The 16,776-nt window shown below is 72.8% G+C and carries 13 protein-coding genes; 5 read left to right on the top strand and 8 right to left on the bottom strand.

Going from position 1 to position 16,776, the window contains the following annotated elements:
* The first annotated feature begins 15 nt into the window (after positions 1 to 15).
* Together AB4880_RS14765 and AB4880_RS14760 are read left to right on the top strand one after the other, a co-directional pair.
* On the top strand, positions 16 to 1,878 hold the full coding sequence (locus tag AB4880_RS14765) for an ABC transporter substrate-binding protein (RefSeq protein ID WP_367919973.1): 1,863 nt from the start codon (positions 16 to 18) through the stop codon (positions 1,876 to 1,878).
* A complete protein-coding gene (locus AB4880_RS14760; protein ID WP_367919972.1) occupies positions 1,878 to 4,856 on the top strand; it encodes a prolyl oligopeptidase family serine peptidase in 2,979 nt (992 codons plus the stop codon). Before AB4880_RS14765 ends, AB4880_RS14760 begins: the two co-directional genes overlap by 1 nt.
* On the opposite strand, the gene AB4880_RS14755 is transcribed toward AB4880_RS14760, so the two are convergent.
* The 8 genes from AB4880_RS14755 to AB4880_RS14720 all read right to left on the bottom strand — a co-directional run bounded on the left by AB4880_RS14755 (position 4,853) and on the right by AB4880_RS14720 (position 13,043).
* The gene (locus AB4880_RS14755) at positions 4,853 to 5,026 is read right to left on the bottom strand and encodes a hypothetical protein (protein WP_367919971.1); all 174 of its coding nucleotides are present in this window, start codon (positions 5,024 to 5,026) and stop codon (positions 4,853 to 4,855) included. The genes AB4880_RS14760 and AB4880_RS14755 overlap by 4 nt on opposite strands.
* 9 nt (positions 5,027 to 5,035) lie before the next feature.
* On the bottom strand, positions 5,036 to 6,772 hold the full coding sequence (locus AB4880_RS14750; RefSeq protein ID WP_367919970.1) for a PucR family transcriptional regulator: 1,737 nt from the start codon (positions 6,770 to 6,772) through the stop codon (positions 5,036 to 5,038).
* Between the two features lie 151 nt (positions 6,773 to 6,923).
* A complete protein-coding gene (gene menC / locus AB4880_RS14745) occupies positions 6,924 to 8,030 on the bottom strand; it encodes an o-succinylbenzoate synthase (RefSeq protein ID WP_367919969.1) in 1,107 nt (368 codons plus the stop codon).
* Positions 8,027 to 8,890, bottom strand: a complete 864-nt coding sequence (locus AB4880_RS14740) for a GNAT family N-acetyltransferase (protein ID WP_367919968.1) — start codon at positions 8,888 to 8,890, stop codon at positions 8,027 to 8,029. Before AB4880_RS14740 ends, menC begins: the two co-directional genes overlap by 4 nt.
* The gene (locus AB4880_RS14735) at positions 8,887 to 10,029 is read right to left on the bottom strand and encodes a M20 family metallopeptidase (protein WP_367919967.1); all 1,143 of its coding nucleotides are present in this window, start codon (positions 10,027 to 10,029) and stop codon (positions 8,887 to 8,889) included. The genes AB4880_RS14740 and AB4880_RS14735 overlap by 4 nt, the downstream gene beginning before the upstream one ends.
* Before the next feature lie 159 nt (positions 10,030 to 10,188).
* The gene (locus tag AB4880_RS14730; RefSeq protein WP_367919966.1) at positions 10,189 to 11,145 is read right to left on the bottom strand and encodes a 2-hydroxyacid dehydrogenase; all 957 of its coding nucleotides are present in this window, start codon (positions 11,143 to 11,145) and stop codon (positions 10,189 to 10,191) included.
* Complete coding sequence (locus AB4880_RS14725; RefSeq protein ID WP_367919965.1) at positions 11,142 to 11,822, bottom strand: GntR family transcriptional regulator; 681 nt, start codon at positions 11,820 to 11,822, stop codon at positions 11,142 to 11,144. Before AB4880_RS14725 ends, AB4880_RS14730 begins: the two co-directional genes overlap by 4 nt.
* A gap of 3 nt (positions 11,823 to 11,825) precedes the next feature.
* Positions 11,826 to 13,043, bottom strand: coding sequence for a M24 family metallopeptidase (locus tag AB4880_RS14720; protein ID WP_367919964.1), 1,218 nt, complete (start codon positions 13,041 to 13,043; stop codon positions 11,826 to 11,828).
* A 254-nt stretch (positions 13,044 to 13,297) separates the two neighbouring features.
* Between AB4880_RS14720 and AB4880_RS14715 the strand changes: the two genes are divergently transcribed.
* Genes AB4880_RS14715 through AB4880_RS14705 form a run of 3 tightly spaced genes read left to right on the top strand, consistent with a single transcriptional unit; the run spans position 13,298 to position 16,765 of the window.
* Positions 13,298 to 14,869, top strand: a complete 1,572-nt coding sequence (locus tag AB4880_RS14715; protein ID WP_367919963.1) for an ABC transporter substrate-binding protein — start codon at positions 13,298 to 13,300, stop codon at positions 14,867 to 14,869.
* A 4-nt stretch (positions 14,870 to 14,873) separates the two neighbouring features.
* On the top strand, positions 14,874 to 15,908 hold the full coding sequence (locus AB4880_RS14710; RefSeq protein ID WP_367919962.1) for an ABC transporter permease: 1,035 nt from the start codon (positions 14,874 to 14,876) through the stop codon (positions 15,906 to 15,908).
* A complete protein-coding gene (locus tag AB4880_RS14705; protein ID WP_367919961.1) occupies positions 15,908 to 16,765 on the top strand; it encodes an ABC transporter permease in 858 nt (285 codons plus the stop codon). Before AB4880_RS14710 ends, AB4880_RS14705 begins: the two co-directional genes overlap by 1 nt.
* Positions 16,766 to 16,776: the final 11 nt, after the last annotated feature.

The raw sequence follows: 16,776 nt of genomic DNA, 5'->3' as shown, positions 1-16,776 counted from the left end.
CCCAAGGAGCCAGACATGACCCACCTGCCTGGACAGCGACGCGGCCGCCTCGGCCTGGCCCTCGTCGCGGTGGTCGCCCTCCTCGTCTCGGGGTGCTCCGGCGACGGACGATCGACGAGGGACGTCGCCGAGAAGTACAGCGCGATCCCGGACGAGACCGGTCACCCGAAGAACGGCGGGACGGTCACGGTCGCGCTCACGCCGGGCCTCAGCCCGAACTACATCTACCCCTACCCGCCGGCGTCCGCGAGTGGCACGGTCATCGCGCGCGGCCTGATGTGGCGGGCGCTCTACCGCCCGAGCAGCACCGGCGCCGAGGTCGTCGACCAGGCGCTGAGCATGGCCGAGCCGCCGCAGACCAGCGCCGACCGGAAGACGGTCACGGTCCGGCTCAAGGACTTCCAGTGGTCCAACGGCAAGCCGGTGATCGCCGACGACGTGGTCTTCTCGCTCGCGCTGCTCAAGGCCGCGATCGCCGAGAGCCCCGGCAACTGGAGCTTCTACACGCCGGGCCAGTTCCCGGACGGCGTCACCGCCGAGGCGACCTCGGACAGGACGGTGACCTTCCACTTCGAGAAGGCCTACAACGCGTCGTACGTGCTGTCGATGCTCACCCTGCTCTACGTGATGCCCTCGCAGGACTGGAATGTCGCCAAGACCGGCGGGCCGCACCTCGACTTCACCCAGCCGCAGAACGCGACCGCCATCTACCGCTACCTGACGAAGCAGTCGGCCGACCAGTCGACCTTCGCCACCAACCCGCTGTGGCAGATCGTCAACGGCCCCTTCAAGCTGAAGAGCTTCGACCCCAGCACCGGCTCGTTCTCGCTGGTGCCCAACCGCGACTACAGCGGCCCCGGCGAGCAGCGCCTCGACCAGGTCGACTTCAAGGCGTTCACGTCGGCGTCGGCCGTGTTCAACCAGTACCGGGCCGGGACGCTCACCGTCGGCACGCTCGACGCCAGCTACATCACCCAGATCGACGCCCTGAAGAAGGACGGCTACCACGTCTACGGCGCGCCCGCTCCGGCCCGCTTCGACGCGCTGACCATCAACTTCGCCAACACCGTCGACAACTTCGACAAGGTGATCGCGCAGAAGTACGTGCGGGAGGCGCTGCAGCGGCTGATCGACCAGCAGGGCTACGTCGAGAGCCGCGGCATCTACAACGGCGCGGCCTCGCCGAACTACAGCACCGCGGGCGCGGACTCGCCGTACCCGCCGGCGTTCGGCGACGAGCCGACCTACCCCTTCGACCCGAAGGCCGCCGCGAAGCTGCTGACCGACCACGGCTGGAAGGTCGCGGCCGGCGGCAGGACGACCTGCGAGAGCCCCGGCACCGGCGCGAACCAGTGCGGCGCGGGCATCCCGAAGGGCCAGAGGATCAGCTTCACGCTCGCCTCCGCGAACACCCCGGCGTACGTCGGCGCGCGCGACGTCGCCTTCGTCTCCGAGGCCAAGAAGCTCGGCATCGAGGTCAAGGTCGTCACCAAGTCGCTCAACTACATGTACGCCAACTACGGCAACAGCTTCGCGCCGGCCACGAAGAACGAGTGGGCGATGCAGGACTACGGCCCGCTCTACCAGGCGGCCGGCTACCCGACGAGCAACACGGTCTTCAACACGACGGGCAGCTTCAACCTCGGCAGCTACTCCAGCAAGGAGGCCGACCGGCTGATCGACGACTCCACGTTCGGCGCCGACCCGAAGGCGCTGTCGCAGGAGATCACCACGCTGTCGGAGGACCTGCCGGTGCTCTTCTTCCCGACGCCGCACACGCTGGTGGTCTGGAAGGACACGCTGTCCGGCCCGCCGTCGTCCTTCCAGGCGCTGTTGAGCTTCATCTACTCGCCGGAGCTGTGGTACTTCCACGAGTGATGACAGCTCACGATCTGCCTGACCTGAGCGCCCTGCGCGACCTCGCCGCCGGAGCGCGGGTGGTCGCGCTCGGCGAGGCGGCCCACCACGTCGCCGACCTCCACGAGCTCCGGGACCGTGTGTTCCGGATGCTCGTGGAGGAGCACGGATTCACCGCACTGGTGCTGGAGTCCGGCTTCGCGGAGGGGCTCGGGCTCCAGGCGTGGGTCGCCGGCGGTCCGGGCTCGGTCGAGCAGGCTGCGCGGGAGGGCATCACCTACGGCTTCGGCGACGCGGTCGAGGTGCACCGCCAGCTCGGCTGGATGCGGGAGCACGGCGGCCTGCGGGTCTACGGCATGGACGTCTCCGGGGCGTCGACCTCGCCGGGGCCGGCGGTGCGTGCGCTGCTCGAGCGGATCGCCCCCGAGGTGGGGGACGGCGGTGTGCGGGATCGCGCCGACCTCGGTGGGCGGGTCGAGGCGGCGGTCCGGTGGGCCGGGCTCGACGACGGCGAGCGGGAGCGGCTGCGTGCCGACCTGCGGGCGCTGGCCGCACGGGGCCGGGCGGCGGGTGACGCGATCGCGGAGCGGCTCGCCGCGTCGGTGCTCGCGTTCGCCGACGACCAGGACCGCGACGCCTTCATGGCCGACACCGTGCGCTGGATCCTGGAGCGCGAGGAGCGGATCCTCGTCAGCGCCCACAACGGCCATGTCCAGCGCACGCCCTGGGACGGGATGCCCGTCCTGGGCGGTCTGCTCGCACCGGTGCTCGGGGGCGAGCTCGTCGTGGTGGGGACGACGTACGCCTCCGGGCCGGCGGTGCGGATCACCGACCGCTCGCCCCGGCCCTTCGACTGGGCGGTCGCGCTCGAGGAGGGCGTGCCCGCGCCGGCCCTGGCCGACGGGGGATTCGACCTGGTGCTCGCGCTCGGCGAGGTGCGCCGCGTGCCGGGCGCCTTCGAGCGGCTGCGGGCCGAGCTGCGCTCGCCGTACCCCGCGACGCGGAAGGTCGACGTGGTCGCCACGCAGGCCGGCGTCCGGGTCGCCGACCCGTATCGCTGGCTGGAGGCCGAGGACGACGAGGTCCACGCGTGGCAGCGGCGGCAGGCCGAGATCGCGACCGGCACCATCCTCGGCGGGCAGGACCGCGCGGCGCTGCGCGCCCTCGTCGAGCGGTACGACGCCGGCGCGCGCCCCGCGCTGCCGAAGCACGCCGCGGGCCGGTGGTTCCGGCCGGAGGCGGACACCGTGGTCGTCGCCGGCGAGCCGTACGGCGACGGACCGGCGGTCGCCGTCCTGGAGGACGGGGCGGTGCTGTCGTGGCTCGCGCCCTCGCCCGACGGACGGATCCTCGCGATCGGTGTCTGCACCGACGGCAGCGAGCACAACACGATCCGACTCGTCGACGTCGCCACCGGCGAGCGGCTGCCGGCGCCGCAGCAGCTGCTGCACAGCGCCTGGGCGGGCGGCGTCGCGTGGCGGGCCGACAGCGGAGGCTTCTGGTTCCTCGCGCTGACCGGGACGCCGGAGGAGTTCGCGCAGGCGACCTTCCACCACGACCTGGCCACCGCCGCGACCGTGGTCGAGCCGGTGCCGGTGCCGGCGGGATCGCGGGAGTACACACTGGTCCAGCCGTCGGCCGACGGCCGCTGGCTGGTCGCCAGTCACCGCGTGGGCAGCCCGATCCCGGTCGCCGTCCGTGACCTGACGGTGCCCGGCGGCGGCTGGCGCCCCTTCGTCACCGACTGCGCCGGCACGATCGCCGGCCATGTCGTGGGCGACCGCTATGTCGCCGTCACCGACGTCGGCGCCGCGCGTGGCCGATTGGTCGCGATCCCGCTCGACTCCGCGACGCCCGACGACCCCGACTCCTGGGCCGAGCTGCTGCCCGAGGGGCCGACCGTGCTGCGGACGCTGACGCCGGTGGGGGAGCACCTCTACCTCGGCGAGCTCGACCGGACGTTCGCGCGGATCCGCGTCCTCGACCGTGACGGGACGCCGGTCGGCGAGGTTCCGCTGCCGGGCAGGGGCGCCGTCGCGGCGCCCTTCTTCGCCCTGACCGGGCTCGCGGTCGGCGCGCCGACCCCCGAGCTGGTCTTCGCCTTCTCCACGCTCACCACCTCGTGGAGCGTCCACCGGCACCGCCCCGGATCACCCGAGGTCGAGACGCTGATCCCACCGGCCGTCACGCTCGACGCCGTCGTCGAGGTGAGGGAGGCGCCCGCAGCCGACGGGGCGCTGGTGCCCTTCCACGTCGTGCGGCCGGCCGACGCCGATCCCGCCGTCCCGGCGCCGGTGCTCATCACCGCCTACGGAGCGGCCAATGTGCCGACCCTGCCGTCGTACCAGCCCGATCTGGCGGCCTTCGTCGCCGCGGGCGGCACCCTGGTGCAGGCCTACCTGCGCGGCGGCGGCGAGCTCGGCCGCGACTGGTACCTCGCCGCCCACCGCGCCAGCAAGCACGTCCGCGATGACGACCTGGTCGCCGTCGCCGAGCACCTCGTCGCCACCGGCCGTACGACGTCCGACCGGCTCGCTCTCACGGGCGGCTCCGACGGCGGCCTGATGTGCGGCGCCGCGGTGACCACGCGGCCCGACCTGTGGCGGGCGGTGCTGCCGCGCGCGCCGCTGCTCGACCTGGTCGCCGGCATGCGCGACCCCTATCTCGACTTCGTGATCCGCAAGGCGTGGGGCGACCCCGACGACCCGGCCGACGTACGGCGGATGATCGGGCGCTCGCCGTACGAGTTGGTGCGGCCGGCGGCCTATCCGGCCGTCTACGTGCAGGCGGGCGCCAACGACCCGCGCTGCCGGCCCTGGCACGCCCGCAAGTGGGCGGCGCGGATGCAGGCGGCGCAGCAGGGGGACGCGCCGATCCTGCTGCACGTCTTCGAGAACGCCGGGCACGGCGCCGCGACCGGGCACGACGTCATCGTCGCCCAGGACGTGGAGTGGCTGGGGTTCCTGGTGCGCGAGCTCGGGCTGTCGGGCGCGGGTTAGCCCTTGTGCAGCAGCCGCGCGAGAAGGCCCTTGCGCGGGGCGCGGTGGGCGCCGCCCTGCTCGTGGTGTCCGGGAGCGGGTGCGGCGCCGTGGTCGGCGCGGTGGGACGTGGCGCTCAGCACGAGATCGCCCCCCTGGATGCCGGGCTCGGCATCGGCGTTGTCGGCCATGGGCCAACGCTACTCCCCGGACCACTCCTCGGGCGACGAGCTGAGATCCATCAGGCGCAGCTGCAGCATCGCGGCGAGCCGCGCGTTGGGGTCGGTCAGGTCGAAGCGGCCGACCTCGGCCGCGCGCCGCAGCCGGTAGCGGAAGGTGTTGGCGTGGACGTACATCGCGGCCGACGCCACCGCGACGTCGCCGAAGGCGTCGAGCCAGGCGCGCAGCGTGTCGATCAGGCTGCTCTGGTGCTCGCGGTCGTAGGCGACGATCCGCGCGACCGGTCCGCTGGGCAGGTCGCCCTTCGGCACCCGGTCGGCGAGCTCGAGCAGCAGCGCCTCCAGATGGACGTCGTCGAGCCGCGCCACCTGTTGGCCCGCGCTGCGTGAGCGGAGCACGCGCAGCGCTCGGTCGGCTCCGGAGCGGGAGCGCTTGAGCGCGGCGCTGCCCGGGGCGAGCGGGCCGACGCCGACGAGCGGTCGGAGCCGTGAGTCGACGCGGGACAGGAAGTCGGCGGCGATCTCGGCCGCCCGCTCCTCGACGCCGCGCGCGACCGGCAGGATGCCGTAGGCGACGTCGCCGATCAGGCCCGCGGCGCTGCGCGGATGGACGGCGGTCAGGTGCAGTGCGAAGGCGTCCGCGAGCCGCTTGCGCTCGACCGCCAGCTGCGCGGGCAGCGGCGGCTCGGCGCCCGAGCCGACGACGGTGAGCGCCAGGACGACGGCGGGCTCGTCCTTCAGCCCCAGCCGGCGGATCGTCTCCGGCGTGCGCGGGCCGCTCTCCAGTGCGGTGCTCAGCAGCTCGGCCCGCAGCCGCCGCTCGACGTCGGCGTCGGCGCGCTGCCAGACCATGTGCATCGCGACCAGCTTGGCGGCGTCGTAGAGCGCCTGACTGCGCTCCTCGTCGAACGGCTCGACCGCGACCGCCCAGATGGTGCCGAGGATCTCGTCGCCCGCCCGGACGGCGATCGCCGCGCGGCCCTGCTCCTCGTCGCCGACCGGACCGATCCAGACCGGCCGCTCGCTGCGGTAGATCTCCTGGAAGACGCCGCGCTCCTCGAGGATCCGCGTGTACTGCTCGGGCACCTGCCGGCGCAGGATCGTCTGCACCCGCCACGAGTCGACCTCCTCCTGGCGGCTGGAGAAGGCGAGCAGGCGGGAGTTGCGGTCCTCGATCGTCACCGGCGCGTCGACCAGGGCGGCGATCGCGTTGGCGACCGCGAAGAGGTCGTCGAGCCCGGACTGGTAGCCGACGACCTGGCGCAGACCCGCGCCGGTGCGGCCGAGCGTGGGCACGATCGGCTCGCCGTCGGTCACGGCGGGCCCGTCGGGAGACGGCTCGGCGGTGAGGGTGCGGAGCATGCCGGCGAGCTGGGTCCACGAGGCGCCGCGGGCGAACGCGAGCACCGGAACCCCCGCCCGGCGTACGGCGTCGCGGAGGCGGTCGTCGGCCGCCACCGGCCCGCGCACCACCAGGCCGATCACCCCCTGTGCGCCGAGCTGCGCGACGACGTCCGCGATCTCGGCGGGGTCGTGCAGGCCGACGCCGAGGACCAGTGCCCGCTCGGGCAGCTCGGGCTCGTCGAGTGGGTCGTGGATGACGATCCCGCCGATCCCCGCCGTCCCACCGGCCTCGTCGGCGCGCTGCACGTCGCCGCAGACGACGTCGAGCAGCGTCGTCCCCAGCTCGGCGAGGACGCGGGCCAGCCCGGCTCGGGGGAGGTCGGCCGCGCTCACGAGCCCCAAGTTAGTGGTCATCTCTGGAACCCCTCCGTGTGTCCCGCACCCCGGGCACGCACCGGGCTACGTTGGCGGCGCTCGAAATACGCCCGGTATGCCATCGCTCCGCCGCCTTGCCCTGCACGCACCCGGAGCACGGGCCACCCCGAAGGGGCTCCAGAGATGACCACTAGTCGACAGGGACCCACTCCCGGGCCACGGTCACCGCGTCCAGGACGTCGGGCAGCGGGCTCACCCCGATCCCCGGCCCGGTGGGCACGGCGAGATGGCCGTCGTCCAGGACGAAGGGCGTGGTGAGGTCCGTCGCGTAGTAGCGCTCGGACGCCGAGGTGTCGCCGGGGAAGGCGAAGCCGGGCAGGGCCGCGAGCGCCAGGTTGGCGGCGCGGCCGAGGCCGGTCTCGAGCATCCCGCCGCACCAGACCGGGACGTCGTGCGCGACGCAGACGTCGTGGATCCGGCGCGACTCGAGGTAGCCGCCGACCCGGCCGGGCTTGATGTTGACGATCGAGCAGGCGCCGAGCGCGATCGCGTCGGCCGCGGCCCGTGCGGAGACGATCGACTCGTCGAGGCAGATCGGCGTGGTGAGCCGCTGGGCCAGCTCGGCGTGACCGAGCAGGTCGTCCTCGGCGAGCGGCTGCTCGAGGAGCAGCAGGTCGAAGGCGTCGAGCTGGGCGAGGTGGCGGGCGTCGCCGCGGCGGTAGGCGGTGTTGGCGTCGACCTGGAGGGGGAGGTCGCCGAACCGCTCGCGGACGGCGCGCACCGGCTCGACGTCCCAGCCGGGCTCGATCTTCAGCTTGATCCGCAGGTAGCCGTCGGCGAGATAGCCCGCGACGACGTCGAGCAGCGCCGGGATCGACTCGGTGATCCCGACCGACACCCCGCACGGCACCCGGTCGCGGACGGCGCCGAGCGCGTGCGCGAAGGACTCGTCGCGCGCCCGCAGGTCGGCGTCCAGGATCGCCGTCTCCAGCGCCGCCTTCGCCATCCGGTGGCCCTTGACGGCAGCCATCGCGGGCGCGACCCGGTGGGGGTCGAGGTCGGTGACCGCCGCGACCGCGGGGATCAAGTGGCGGCGCAGCACGTCGACTGCGCCGTGGGTGTACTCCGAGGAGTAGAACGGCCCGGTGCCCGCGCCGCACTCGCCCCAGCCCTCCGCGTCGTCGGTGACGGCCCGCACGAGCACCGCCTCGCGCACCGTCTCGGTGCCGAAGGACGTGCGGAAGGGCGCGACCAGCGGCACCTCCACGGTTCGGATCTCCACGCCGGTCAGCTTCACGCTGTGGTCCTCTCCACGATGTACCAGCCGTTGCGGTCGAATCCGGTGACCCGACCGCCGTCCTCCAGCAGCCCGCCGAGGACCTCGCGCAGCGCGCCGCGCCACGCCCCGGCGAGCGCCGGGTCGTGCTCGCGCAGCGCCTCGATGTCGTCGGGGACGCCGACCAGCACGGTCCGCGCGTACGACGCCCGCCCGACCGGCCGCACGATCGGCCCGTCCGCGGCGGAGGCCTCCAGGGCCACGGCCGCGCCGTGGGTCCGCAGCGCGGCGCCGTCGAGCGCGCGCGGCGTCCCGGCGCAGGCCGCGTCGACCGCGGGCGCGAGCAGCGGCCAGCGGATCAGGATCCGGTCGGTCGGGTCGGCGCGGTTGATGTCGTCGTCCATCGGTCCGTAGAAGTCGGGGAGGTACTCCGCGACGTCGGCCGCGAGCTTGCCCAGGTTGAACCAGGCGTTGCGGCGGATCAGCGGGTCGTAGGTCCAGGTGATCGCGCCGGCGCCGCGCTCCAGCGCCCACGCCCGCTGGTGCAGCTTGAGGGCGTAGCCGACCTTGCGCACGCGGACCCGGGGCAGGACCCCGGCGATGTGGCTGTGCAGCGCGTCGCGCTCGGGCGCGGAGAAGAATCCGAAGCAGGCGCCGACGAGCTCGCCGTCGTCGTACGCGCCGCTGACGTAGCTGCCGACCTTCGCCATCGCGCGCAGCAGGTCGGCGGTGATCGGCGGGTTGGCGGCGCCGGTGCGCCAGATCTGCTCGTAGAGACGGCGGACTGCCTCGAGGTCGGCGACCTCCTCCAAGGTCCGGATCTCCACGCCGGACGCGGTGATCGCGGCCCGGGCGGCGTCGGCGGCGGTCAGCGTGGTCACGCGTTCTCCTCGGCCAGCAGCTCGGCAAGGAGCTCGGCAAGGAGCGCGGCGAGGAGCGCGGTGCGCCGGGGCAGCTCGGCGACCAGGACGTGCTCGTCGTCGGCGTGCGCGCCGCCGCCGACCGCGCCGAGCCCGTCGAGGGTCGGCGTCCCGACGCCGGCGGTGTAGTTGCCGTCGGACGCGCCGCCGACCGCCGTCGCGGTGAGCGGGTCGAGCCCGAGCTCGGCCGCGATCCGCTGCGCGCGGCGGAAGAGGTCGGTCGTCGCGGCGGGCGTGAGCGGGGGCCGGTTGGGGCCGCCGACCACCTCGACGTCCGCGCCCGGGAGCACCGGCTGCAGCGCGAGCATCGCCTGGTGGACACGCTCCTGCTCGTCCTCGTCGCGCACGCGTACGTCGACGCCGAAGCCCGCGGCCGCCGGGACCGTGTTGATCGTGGTGCCCGCGTCGAGGCGGGTCGGGGTGACCGTCGTACCGACCTCGGGGGCGGCCAGCGCGGCCACCGCGTGCACCTGGTGCGCGACCTCGATCGTCGCGTTGACGCCCCGCTCGGGCTCGAGGCCCGCGTGGGCGGCGCGGCCGGTGACCAGGACGTCGTACCGGGAGACACCCTTGCGCTCGGTCTTCAGCGCCCCGCCCGGACCCGCCGCCTCCAGCACCAGCGCCGCCACGCAGCCGCGTGCCTCGTGCTCGATCAGCGCCCGGGACGACGGCGACCCGATCTCCTCGTCGCCCGTCACGAGGAGCGTGACGCCGGCCCGCAGCTCCGGCGGCAGCGCGGCGATCGCGTGCATCGCCATCACCACGCCGGCCTTCATGTCGAAGCAGCCGGGGCCGCGCAGGACGCCGTCCTCGACGCCGACGGGATGGCTCGTCAGCGACCCGACCGGCCAGACCGTGTCGTGGTGGCCGAGCACGAGCACCCGGGACGTCGTACCGGCGGCGGGGGCGGGGGCGAAGCGCCAGCGCAGATGCGTCCATCCGTCGAGCACGATCCGCTCCGCCTCGACGCCGAGCAGGCGGACGCCGAGCGCGGCGACCGCGTCGGCGCTGCGGGCGACGGCGGCCAGGTCCTCCGAGGGCGACTCGCAGCGGACCAGGCCCTCGATGTCGGCGACGAGCGGGTGCATGGCGACCAGCATCGGGACTCCGGCGGCGCGGCAGGCTGTCGTCCCGGCCAAGAATCGGGGGTCCGGTTGGGGTGCGCGGATGAAGGTGGGGACGGTCTCACCCGGCAGAACTGCTCCGTTTCCGGGCGATCGACGACAGATCTGCCGGGTGAGACCGGGGGATGCGGGAGGTCAGCGACCCATCTCGGGGATCGGCGTGAGCAGCGTGCCGTCGGTCAGCCAGGACGCCAGGTTGTCGAGCGTCAGCCGGCGCATCGCGGCGCGGGTCTCGTGGGTGGCGGAGCCGACGTGGGGGAGCAGGACGACGTTGTCCATCGTGGTCAGCTCGGCGGGCACCTGGGGCTCCTCGGCGAAGACGTCGAGACCGGCGCCGCCGAGGCGGCCCTCGACGAGCGCGGCGACGAGAGCGTCCTGGTCGACGACCGAGCCGCGGGCGACGTTGATGAGGACGCCGTCGGGCCCGAGCGCGTCGAGCACCTCGCGGTCGATGATCGCCTGGGTCGCGGCGCCGCCGGGGACGACGGCGATCAGGTTGTCGACCGAGCGGGCGAGCTCGGCCGGCGACGCGGCGTAGGTGTGGCTGACGCCGGGCACGCGGTGCCGGTTGTGATAGCTGATCGTGCAGCCGAACACCTGCAGCCGGCGGGCGATCGTCTGCCCGATCCGCCCCAGGCCGAGGATGCCGACCCGGCTCCCGGAGACCTGGTCGGTGAGCGGGAACTCGCCCTTCGACCACTCGCCGGCGCGGACGAAGAGATCGGCCACCACGACCCGGCGGCGCACCGCGAGCAGCAGGGCGAGGGCGGTGTCGGCCACCGCGTCGTCGAGCACCTCGGGGGTGTTGCTGACCGCGATCCCGCGCTCCAGGGCGGCCGGGACGTCGATGTTGTCGTAGCCCACGCCCTGGTTGGCGATCACGCCCAGCCGGGGGAGCGCGGCGATCAGGTCGCCCGGCACCCGCCCGCCGTTGGTGCTGACGATCGCGACGACGTCGCCGCCGTGCTCGGCGAGGAAGGCCGCGCGCGCGTCAGCGTCGGTGGGCAGGTCGAGCGCGTCGTACCGATCGCCGACGGCGGCGTGCAGCTGGGGGCTCAGGGGCGGGACGCGGAGGACGGTCGGTCGGCTCACGCCTCCAACTTACGGGCCAGCGCCTCCAGGGTGGGACGGCGCCCGCGCGCGACGTGCGCGTAGGCCAGCGCGGCCGCGATCTCCTCGTCGCCGTTGCGGATCGCGTCGAGCATCGCCTCGTGCTCGGCAGCCTGGCCGTGGTCACCGAGGTCGGTGGTGAGCCGGAACAGCCAGTGCACCCGGCCGGACACCACGCGCATCAGCGCTTTGAGCAGGCTGCTCTCGGTGAGCTCGAGCAGCACCTCGTGGAAGTGGGCGCTGGACGCGACGATCCGCCGCTCGTCGCCGGTGCCGTGGGCGATCTCGGTGCGCTGGAGGGCCTGTTCGAGCCGGGCGACGCCGTGCTCGGAGATGTGCCGGGCGGCGAGCCGCGCGACGAGCACCTCCAGGGCCTCGCGGACGTCGAAGAGCTCCTCGACGTCCGCGATGGTCAGCTGGCGCACGGTCGCCCCGCGGCGCGGCCGGATCTCGACCAGGCCGTCGAACTCCAGGCGCCGCAGCGCCTCGCGGACGGGCACGCGGGACACGTCGAGCAGCTGCGCGACGTGGACCTCGCGCAGCCGCTCGCCCGGCGCGATGGCGCCGGACACGATCCGCTCGACCAGGTCGGCGTAGATCCGGTCGACGAGCAGGTCGTCGGTGAGTTCGTCCTCGCCCTCGGGGCGCATGTCGAGCATCGGCTAGACCACGTTGACCCGGAGACAGAGAGAGTTGAGCTCCTCGACGCCCTGCTCGGTGATGATCACCGTGCCGCCGATGCTGACCCGCGCGCGGTCGAAGCAGGCGTTGGGCTCGAAGGCGAAGGCGACGCCCGGCTCGATCACGAAGTCGCCGTCGCGCGGCGAGGTGGGGGGCAAGGGCACGCCAGTGAGCCCGGGCTGCGCGTCGAGCCCGACGTGAGTGGCGCCGTTGTAGATCACAGGGGACACAGTCTGCACCACCGGCCCCATGTTCCACGCACCTGCCGCGCGCAGCGGCTTCTCCATCACCGCGCACAGCTCGGCGAAGGTGCCGCCGACGTGGAGGTACTCGACGCCGCGGGTGTAGGCCTCGACCGCGATCTCCTCCAGGCGGCGGTGGGCGTCGTCGGGCTGGCCGATCGAGATCTCCATCTGCTGCTGGGACTCGAAGCCGCCGTAGAGGGTGAAGAGCTCCTCGCCGAAGACGTCGCCCTTCTCCAGCACCCGCGAGCCGCCGCCCATCCAGAGCCAGTCGGCGCCGGCCCAGCCGAGCCGCTCGGCACCGCTGCGCTGCGGGCCGTTGAGCCACAGCCCGCCGGCGGCGGTGACCGACTGCATGCCGGCGGCCACGATCTCCGCCTCCCGTACGCCGGGCCCCGCGGCCGCGATCATCGCCGCGCACGCCGCCTCGCCGATCGCCGCGGAGTGTCGGATCATCGCCAGCTCGGCCTCGCTGTGCACCAGCATCAGCTGCTCGAACTCGGCGTGCAGGTCGACGAAGCGCGCCTCGGGCAGCCGGTCGAGCACCCGCTGCCAGGTGCCGTAGGGGATGGTGCCGGCGACACTGGCCGGCGCCCGGCTGCGCAGGCCGACCACGCCGATGGTGGCGGCGGTGAGGCCGAGGTCGGCGAGGACGTCGCCGAGCTGGTGGCCGGGCCGGGTCAGCCGCTGGTCGGCGACCCACCGCTGGTAGCGGCCGCCGGGCTCGTCGTACCGGCCGAGGGTGATGTTGCCGGTCGGCACCACGGAGACCGGGTCGCCGTGGCGGGGGAGCACGCAGTAGCTGCGGGTGCCCTCGTTGGTCAGATAGCGGTCGAGCTGGTCGCGGCCCTGCCCGGACACCAGGACGGCGTCGACGCCGGCGGTGTCCATGAGAGCGCGGACGGCGGCATAGCGCCGGTCGCGCTCGGCGGTCGTGAGGGTGGGGAGTGGGGTCACGCTTCCTCCGTCATCAGTGCAGGATGCCCTGCGAGATCAATGCTTGTATGCAAAACGCAGTCCTGGCGATCGCCTCTCCTGAGGCGCGAGACGGGCAAGATCAGCGTCAGAAGCACCGTAGCAAGCGGGATTCAATTATTTAAGCCCTTAAAAAGTTAGAAGAAAGCCTTGTGCTCCTCGGCCGCCTCATGGTGTTCTAGTATACAGAACGGTGAAGTTGCTCACAGGTTCACCACGGACAGAAGGAGCACGGAGTGAGAACGTTTCGGACGAAGAGGGCGGTCGGCCTCGGCCTGGCGGCCCTCGCGCTGGGGACCGTCACCGCCTGTGCTGCCGATCCCAGCGGCCCGGGCGCGGACGGCGACACGACACTGACGTTCGGCGTCGATGGCACGGTCCCCAATATCGATCCGGTGCTGGCCGACAACAGCACCGTCGACCAGTCGGTCGTCCCGATGTACGAGTCGCTCGTCGACTACGACCCGGACGGCACGCTCGCGGGCCGGCTGGCGTCGTCCTGGAAGGTCGCCGACGACGCGACGTCGGTCACCTTCACCCTGCGCTCGGGCGCTCTCTTCCACGACGGATCCCCGGTCACCGCCGAGGACGTGAAGTTCACCCTCGACCGCGCCAAGGCACTCGGCCTGGGCGTCGCGCAGTACCTGACGGAGTACGTGAGCTCCGAGGTCACCGGCGACAACGAGCTGACCGTCCGGCTGGCGCACCCCTCGACGCTCTTCGTCGGCGGCCTCGCCAAGGTCTACATCCTCAACTCGAAGCTGGTGCAGAAGAACGCCGGCTCCGACCAGGGCCAGGCCTGGCTCGCCTCGCACGAGGCCGGCAGCGGCCCCTACACGCTGAAGACCTTCAAGCCCAACCAGCAGATCATCTACGTCAAGGACGCCGACTACACCGGCACCAAGAACCCCGACGCCCCCGACACGATCGTCTACCGGCTGATCCCCGAGGACGCGCCCCAGAAGGAGGAGATGCTCGCCGGCAATATCGACGTCTCCGACGGCCTGGAGGCCGGGCCCGACCTCGACGCGGTGCTGGCCGACGGCTCCAAGAAGGCGGTCGAGCTGGCCAAGCCGCAGGGCATCTACATCTTCTTCAACACCCAGCGGGCGCCGTTCAACGACCCCAAGGTGCGCGAGGGCATCCGGCTCGCCTACGACTACCAGGCCCACGTGAAGACCATCCTCAGCGGGCACGGCGAGGTCGCGACCGGCGTGGTGCCGGCGGTGATGGCGTGCCGTCCCGACGTCCAGCCCTTCGCCCAGGACCTGACCAAGGCCAAGGAGCTGCTCTCCGGCCTCGCGAAGAGCGGCACCGAGCTGCACCTGGCCTACCAGCCGATCTTCTCGGAGATGTCCGACGCCGCGACGGCGCTGCAGTCGTCGCTGCGCGACCTCGGCGTCAAGGTCAAGCTGGTGACGACCGACTACCCGACCTACATCGAGGACCTCAAGTCGATCGACAAGACGCCCGACATGACGGTCGTGTGGGACAACCCGCCGACGCCCGACGTGGGCAGCCTGCTCAGCACCCGCTACACGACCAAGTACGTCGAGAAGGGCACCAACTTCGGGCAGTACTCCAACCCCGCGGTCGACGCCCTCGTCGACAAGGCCATCGGCACCGCCGACGACACCGAGCGCTGCGACCTCTACAAGCAGGCCCAGCAGAAGCTCGTCGACGACTCGGCGAGCATGCCGATCGCCGACGAGGTGACCACGGTGATCACCCCGAAGAACGTCACCGGCGTCGAGCTCTATCCCGCCCACGTCGGCTACATGCCGCAGACCTACCGGATGAGCAACTGAGCGGATGACCCCCAAGGATCTGGCACTCTTCGTCGTTCGTCGCCTGCTGCTGCTGGCCACGACCCTGCTGGGCATCGTCACGATCGTCTTCTTGATGATCAAGGCGATCCCGGGCGACGAGGCCCAGGCGGCCGCCGGCCTCACGGCCTCCCCCGAACAGGTGGAGGCCGTGCGGCGGCGGCTCGGTCTGGACGACTCGGTGCTGCAGCAGTACGTCGGCTATCTCGGCCGGCTGCTGCACGGCGACCTGGGCAACTCGATCTTCACCTTCCGCCCGGTCGCCTCCGACCTGAGCGGGCTGATCCCCTACACCATCGAGCTGGTCGTGCTGGCGATGCTGATCAACGTCTCGGTCGGCGTGCCGGCCGGCATGCTCGCCGCAGCGCGGCACCGCTCGCGGGTCGACGACTCGGTCCGGCTGCTCGCGATCTTCTGCGGCGCGCTGCCCACCTTCTGGCTGGCGATGATCGGCCAGGCCGTGATCGGGCGCCAGCTCGGGCTGACCCCGATCTCGGGCGTCGCGACGATCGGCCTCGACGTGCCCAGGCGTACCGGCTTCCTGACGCTCGACAGCCTGCTGGCGGGCAATGTCGTCGCCTTCAACGACGCGCTGGCCCACCTCGTGCTTCCGGCCGCGGTGCTGTCCATCCCGTTCATGTCGTTCGTGATCCGGGTGGTGCGCTCGTCGATGATCACCGCGCTGGAGGCCGACCACGTGACGGCCGCCCGGGCCAAGGGCGCCTCGGAGCGCACGGTGCTCGTCCGGCACGGGCTGCGCAACGCGATCGCGCCGGTCAGCACCCTGCTGGGCCTGCAGATCGGCTGGATGATGGGCGGCGCGGTGCTCGTGGAGACGGTGTTCAACCGGCCCGGCTTCGGCAGCTATCTGACCCAGGCGGTCGCGCACAAGGACACCTTCGCCGTCCTCGGCATGGTGCTCGTCGTCGGCGTGATCGTCACCTTCGTCGGCCTCGTGGTCGACCTCGTCCAGCTCGTCGCGGACCCGCGCGTCCGCCTGCTCGAGGCCAGGAGGGCCTGATGACCACCGTTGCGATCGCCGCGACCGCCAGCCGACCGCGTCGCAAGCGGCTGCCCGTGCTCGACGTGATCGCCTTCGGCGCCGTGGTGGTGCTGCTCGCGATGGCCGTCGCCGGCCCGTGGCTGGCGCCGCACGACCCCTACCAGGTGCGCCTCGACCGGGCCCTGCTCTCGCCCTCGGGCGACCACCTGCTCGGCACCGACGGCCTCGGCCGCGACGTGTTCAGCCGGATCCTGGTCGGCGCCCGGTCGTCGATCTTCGCCGCCCTGCTCGCCGTCTCCGGCGCCGCCCTCATCGGCATCGTGGTCGCGATGGTCGCCACCATCGGTCCCCGCTGGCTCGACGACGTCGTGATGCGCCTGTGCGACATCACCCTGTCGCTGCCGGTCATGGTGATGGCGCTCGGCGTCGCGGTCGCCCTCGGCCCGAGCCTGCACTCCGCGATCGTCGCGATGATCGTCGCCTGGTGGCCCGGCTTCGCACGGCTCGCGCGGGCCGAGATGCGCACCGTGCTCACGGCGCCGTACGTCGAGGCGGCCACCGTCCTCGGCGCGAGCAGGGCCCGGGTGATGACCCGCCACGTGCTGCCCAACTCGCTCGACGGCGTCTACGTCCAGGCCACCCTGGAGATCGGCGGCGCCACCTTGATCATGGCCGGCCTGTCCTTCGTCGGCGCCGGCGCCCAGCCGCCCAGCGCCGAGTGGGGCGCGATGGTCGAGAACGGCTCGCGCTACCTCAGCTCGGCCTGGTGGATCTCGACCTTCCCCGGACTGATGATCACGCTCACCGCGCTGGCCTTCGCCCTCGCCGGCGATGCCCTGCGCAACCGCAGCCACCCCGACTCGACCCTCGGATGAAAGGCCACCAC

The organism is Nocardioides ginsengisoli (genome assembly GCF_039537225.1).
Classification (GTDB): domain Bacteria; phylum Actinomycetota; class Actinomycetes; order Propionibacteriales; family Nocardioidaceae; genus Nocardioides; species Nocardioides ginsengisoli.
Note: the sequence above shows the minus strand (reverse complement) of the source record. Positions and strands in the feature narration are given on the sequence as shown.

Coding starts and splice junctions, on each gene's coding strand:
- AB4880_RS14725 (WP_367919965.1), bottom strand. CDS start 11,822: ATGCTCGACATGCGCCCCGAGGGCGAGGACGAACTCACCGACGACCTG.
- AB4880_RS14710 (WP_367919962.1), top strand. CDS start 14,874: ATGACCCCCAAGGATCTGGCACTCTTCGTCGTTCGTCGCCTGCTGCTG.
- AB4880_RS14765 (WP_367919973.1), top strand. CDS start 16: ATGACCCACCTGCCTGGACAGCGACGCGGCCGCCTCGGCCTGGCCCTC.
- AB4880_RS14750 (WP_367919970.1), bottom strand. CDS start 6,772: ATGACCACTAACTTGGGGCTCGTGAGCGCGGCCGACCTCCCCCGAGCC.
- AB4880_RS14755 (WP_367919971.1), bottom strand. CDS start 5,026: ATGGCCGACAACGCCGATGCCGAGCCCGGCATCCAGGGGGGCGATCTC.
- AB4880_RS14705 (WP_367919961.1), top strand. CDS start 15,908: ATGACCACCGTTGCGATCGCCGCGACCGCCAGCCGACCGCGTCGCAAG.
- AB4880_RS14760 (WP_367919972.1), top strand. CDS start 1,878: ATGACAGCTCACGATCTGCCTGACCTGAGCGCCCTGCGCGACCTCGCC.
- AB4880_RS14735 (WP_367919967.1), bottom strand. CDS start 10,029: ATGCTGGTCGCCATGCACCCGCTCGTCGCCGACATCGAGGGCCTGGTC.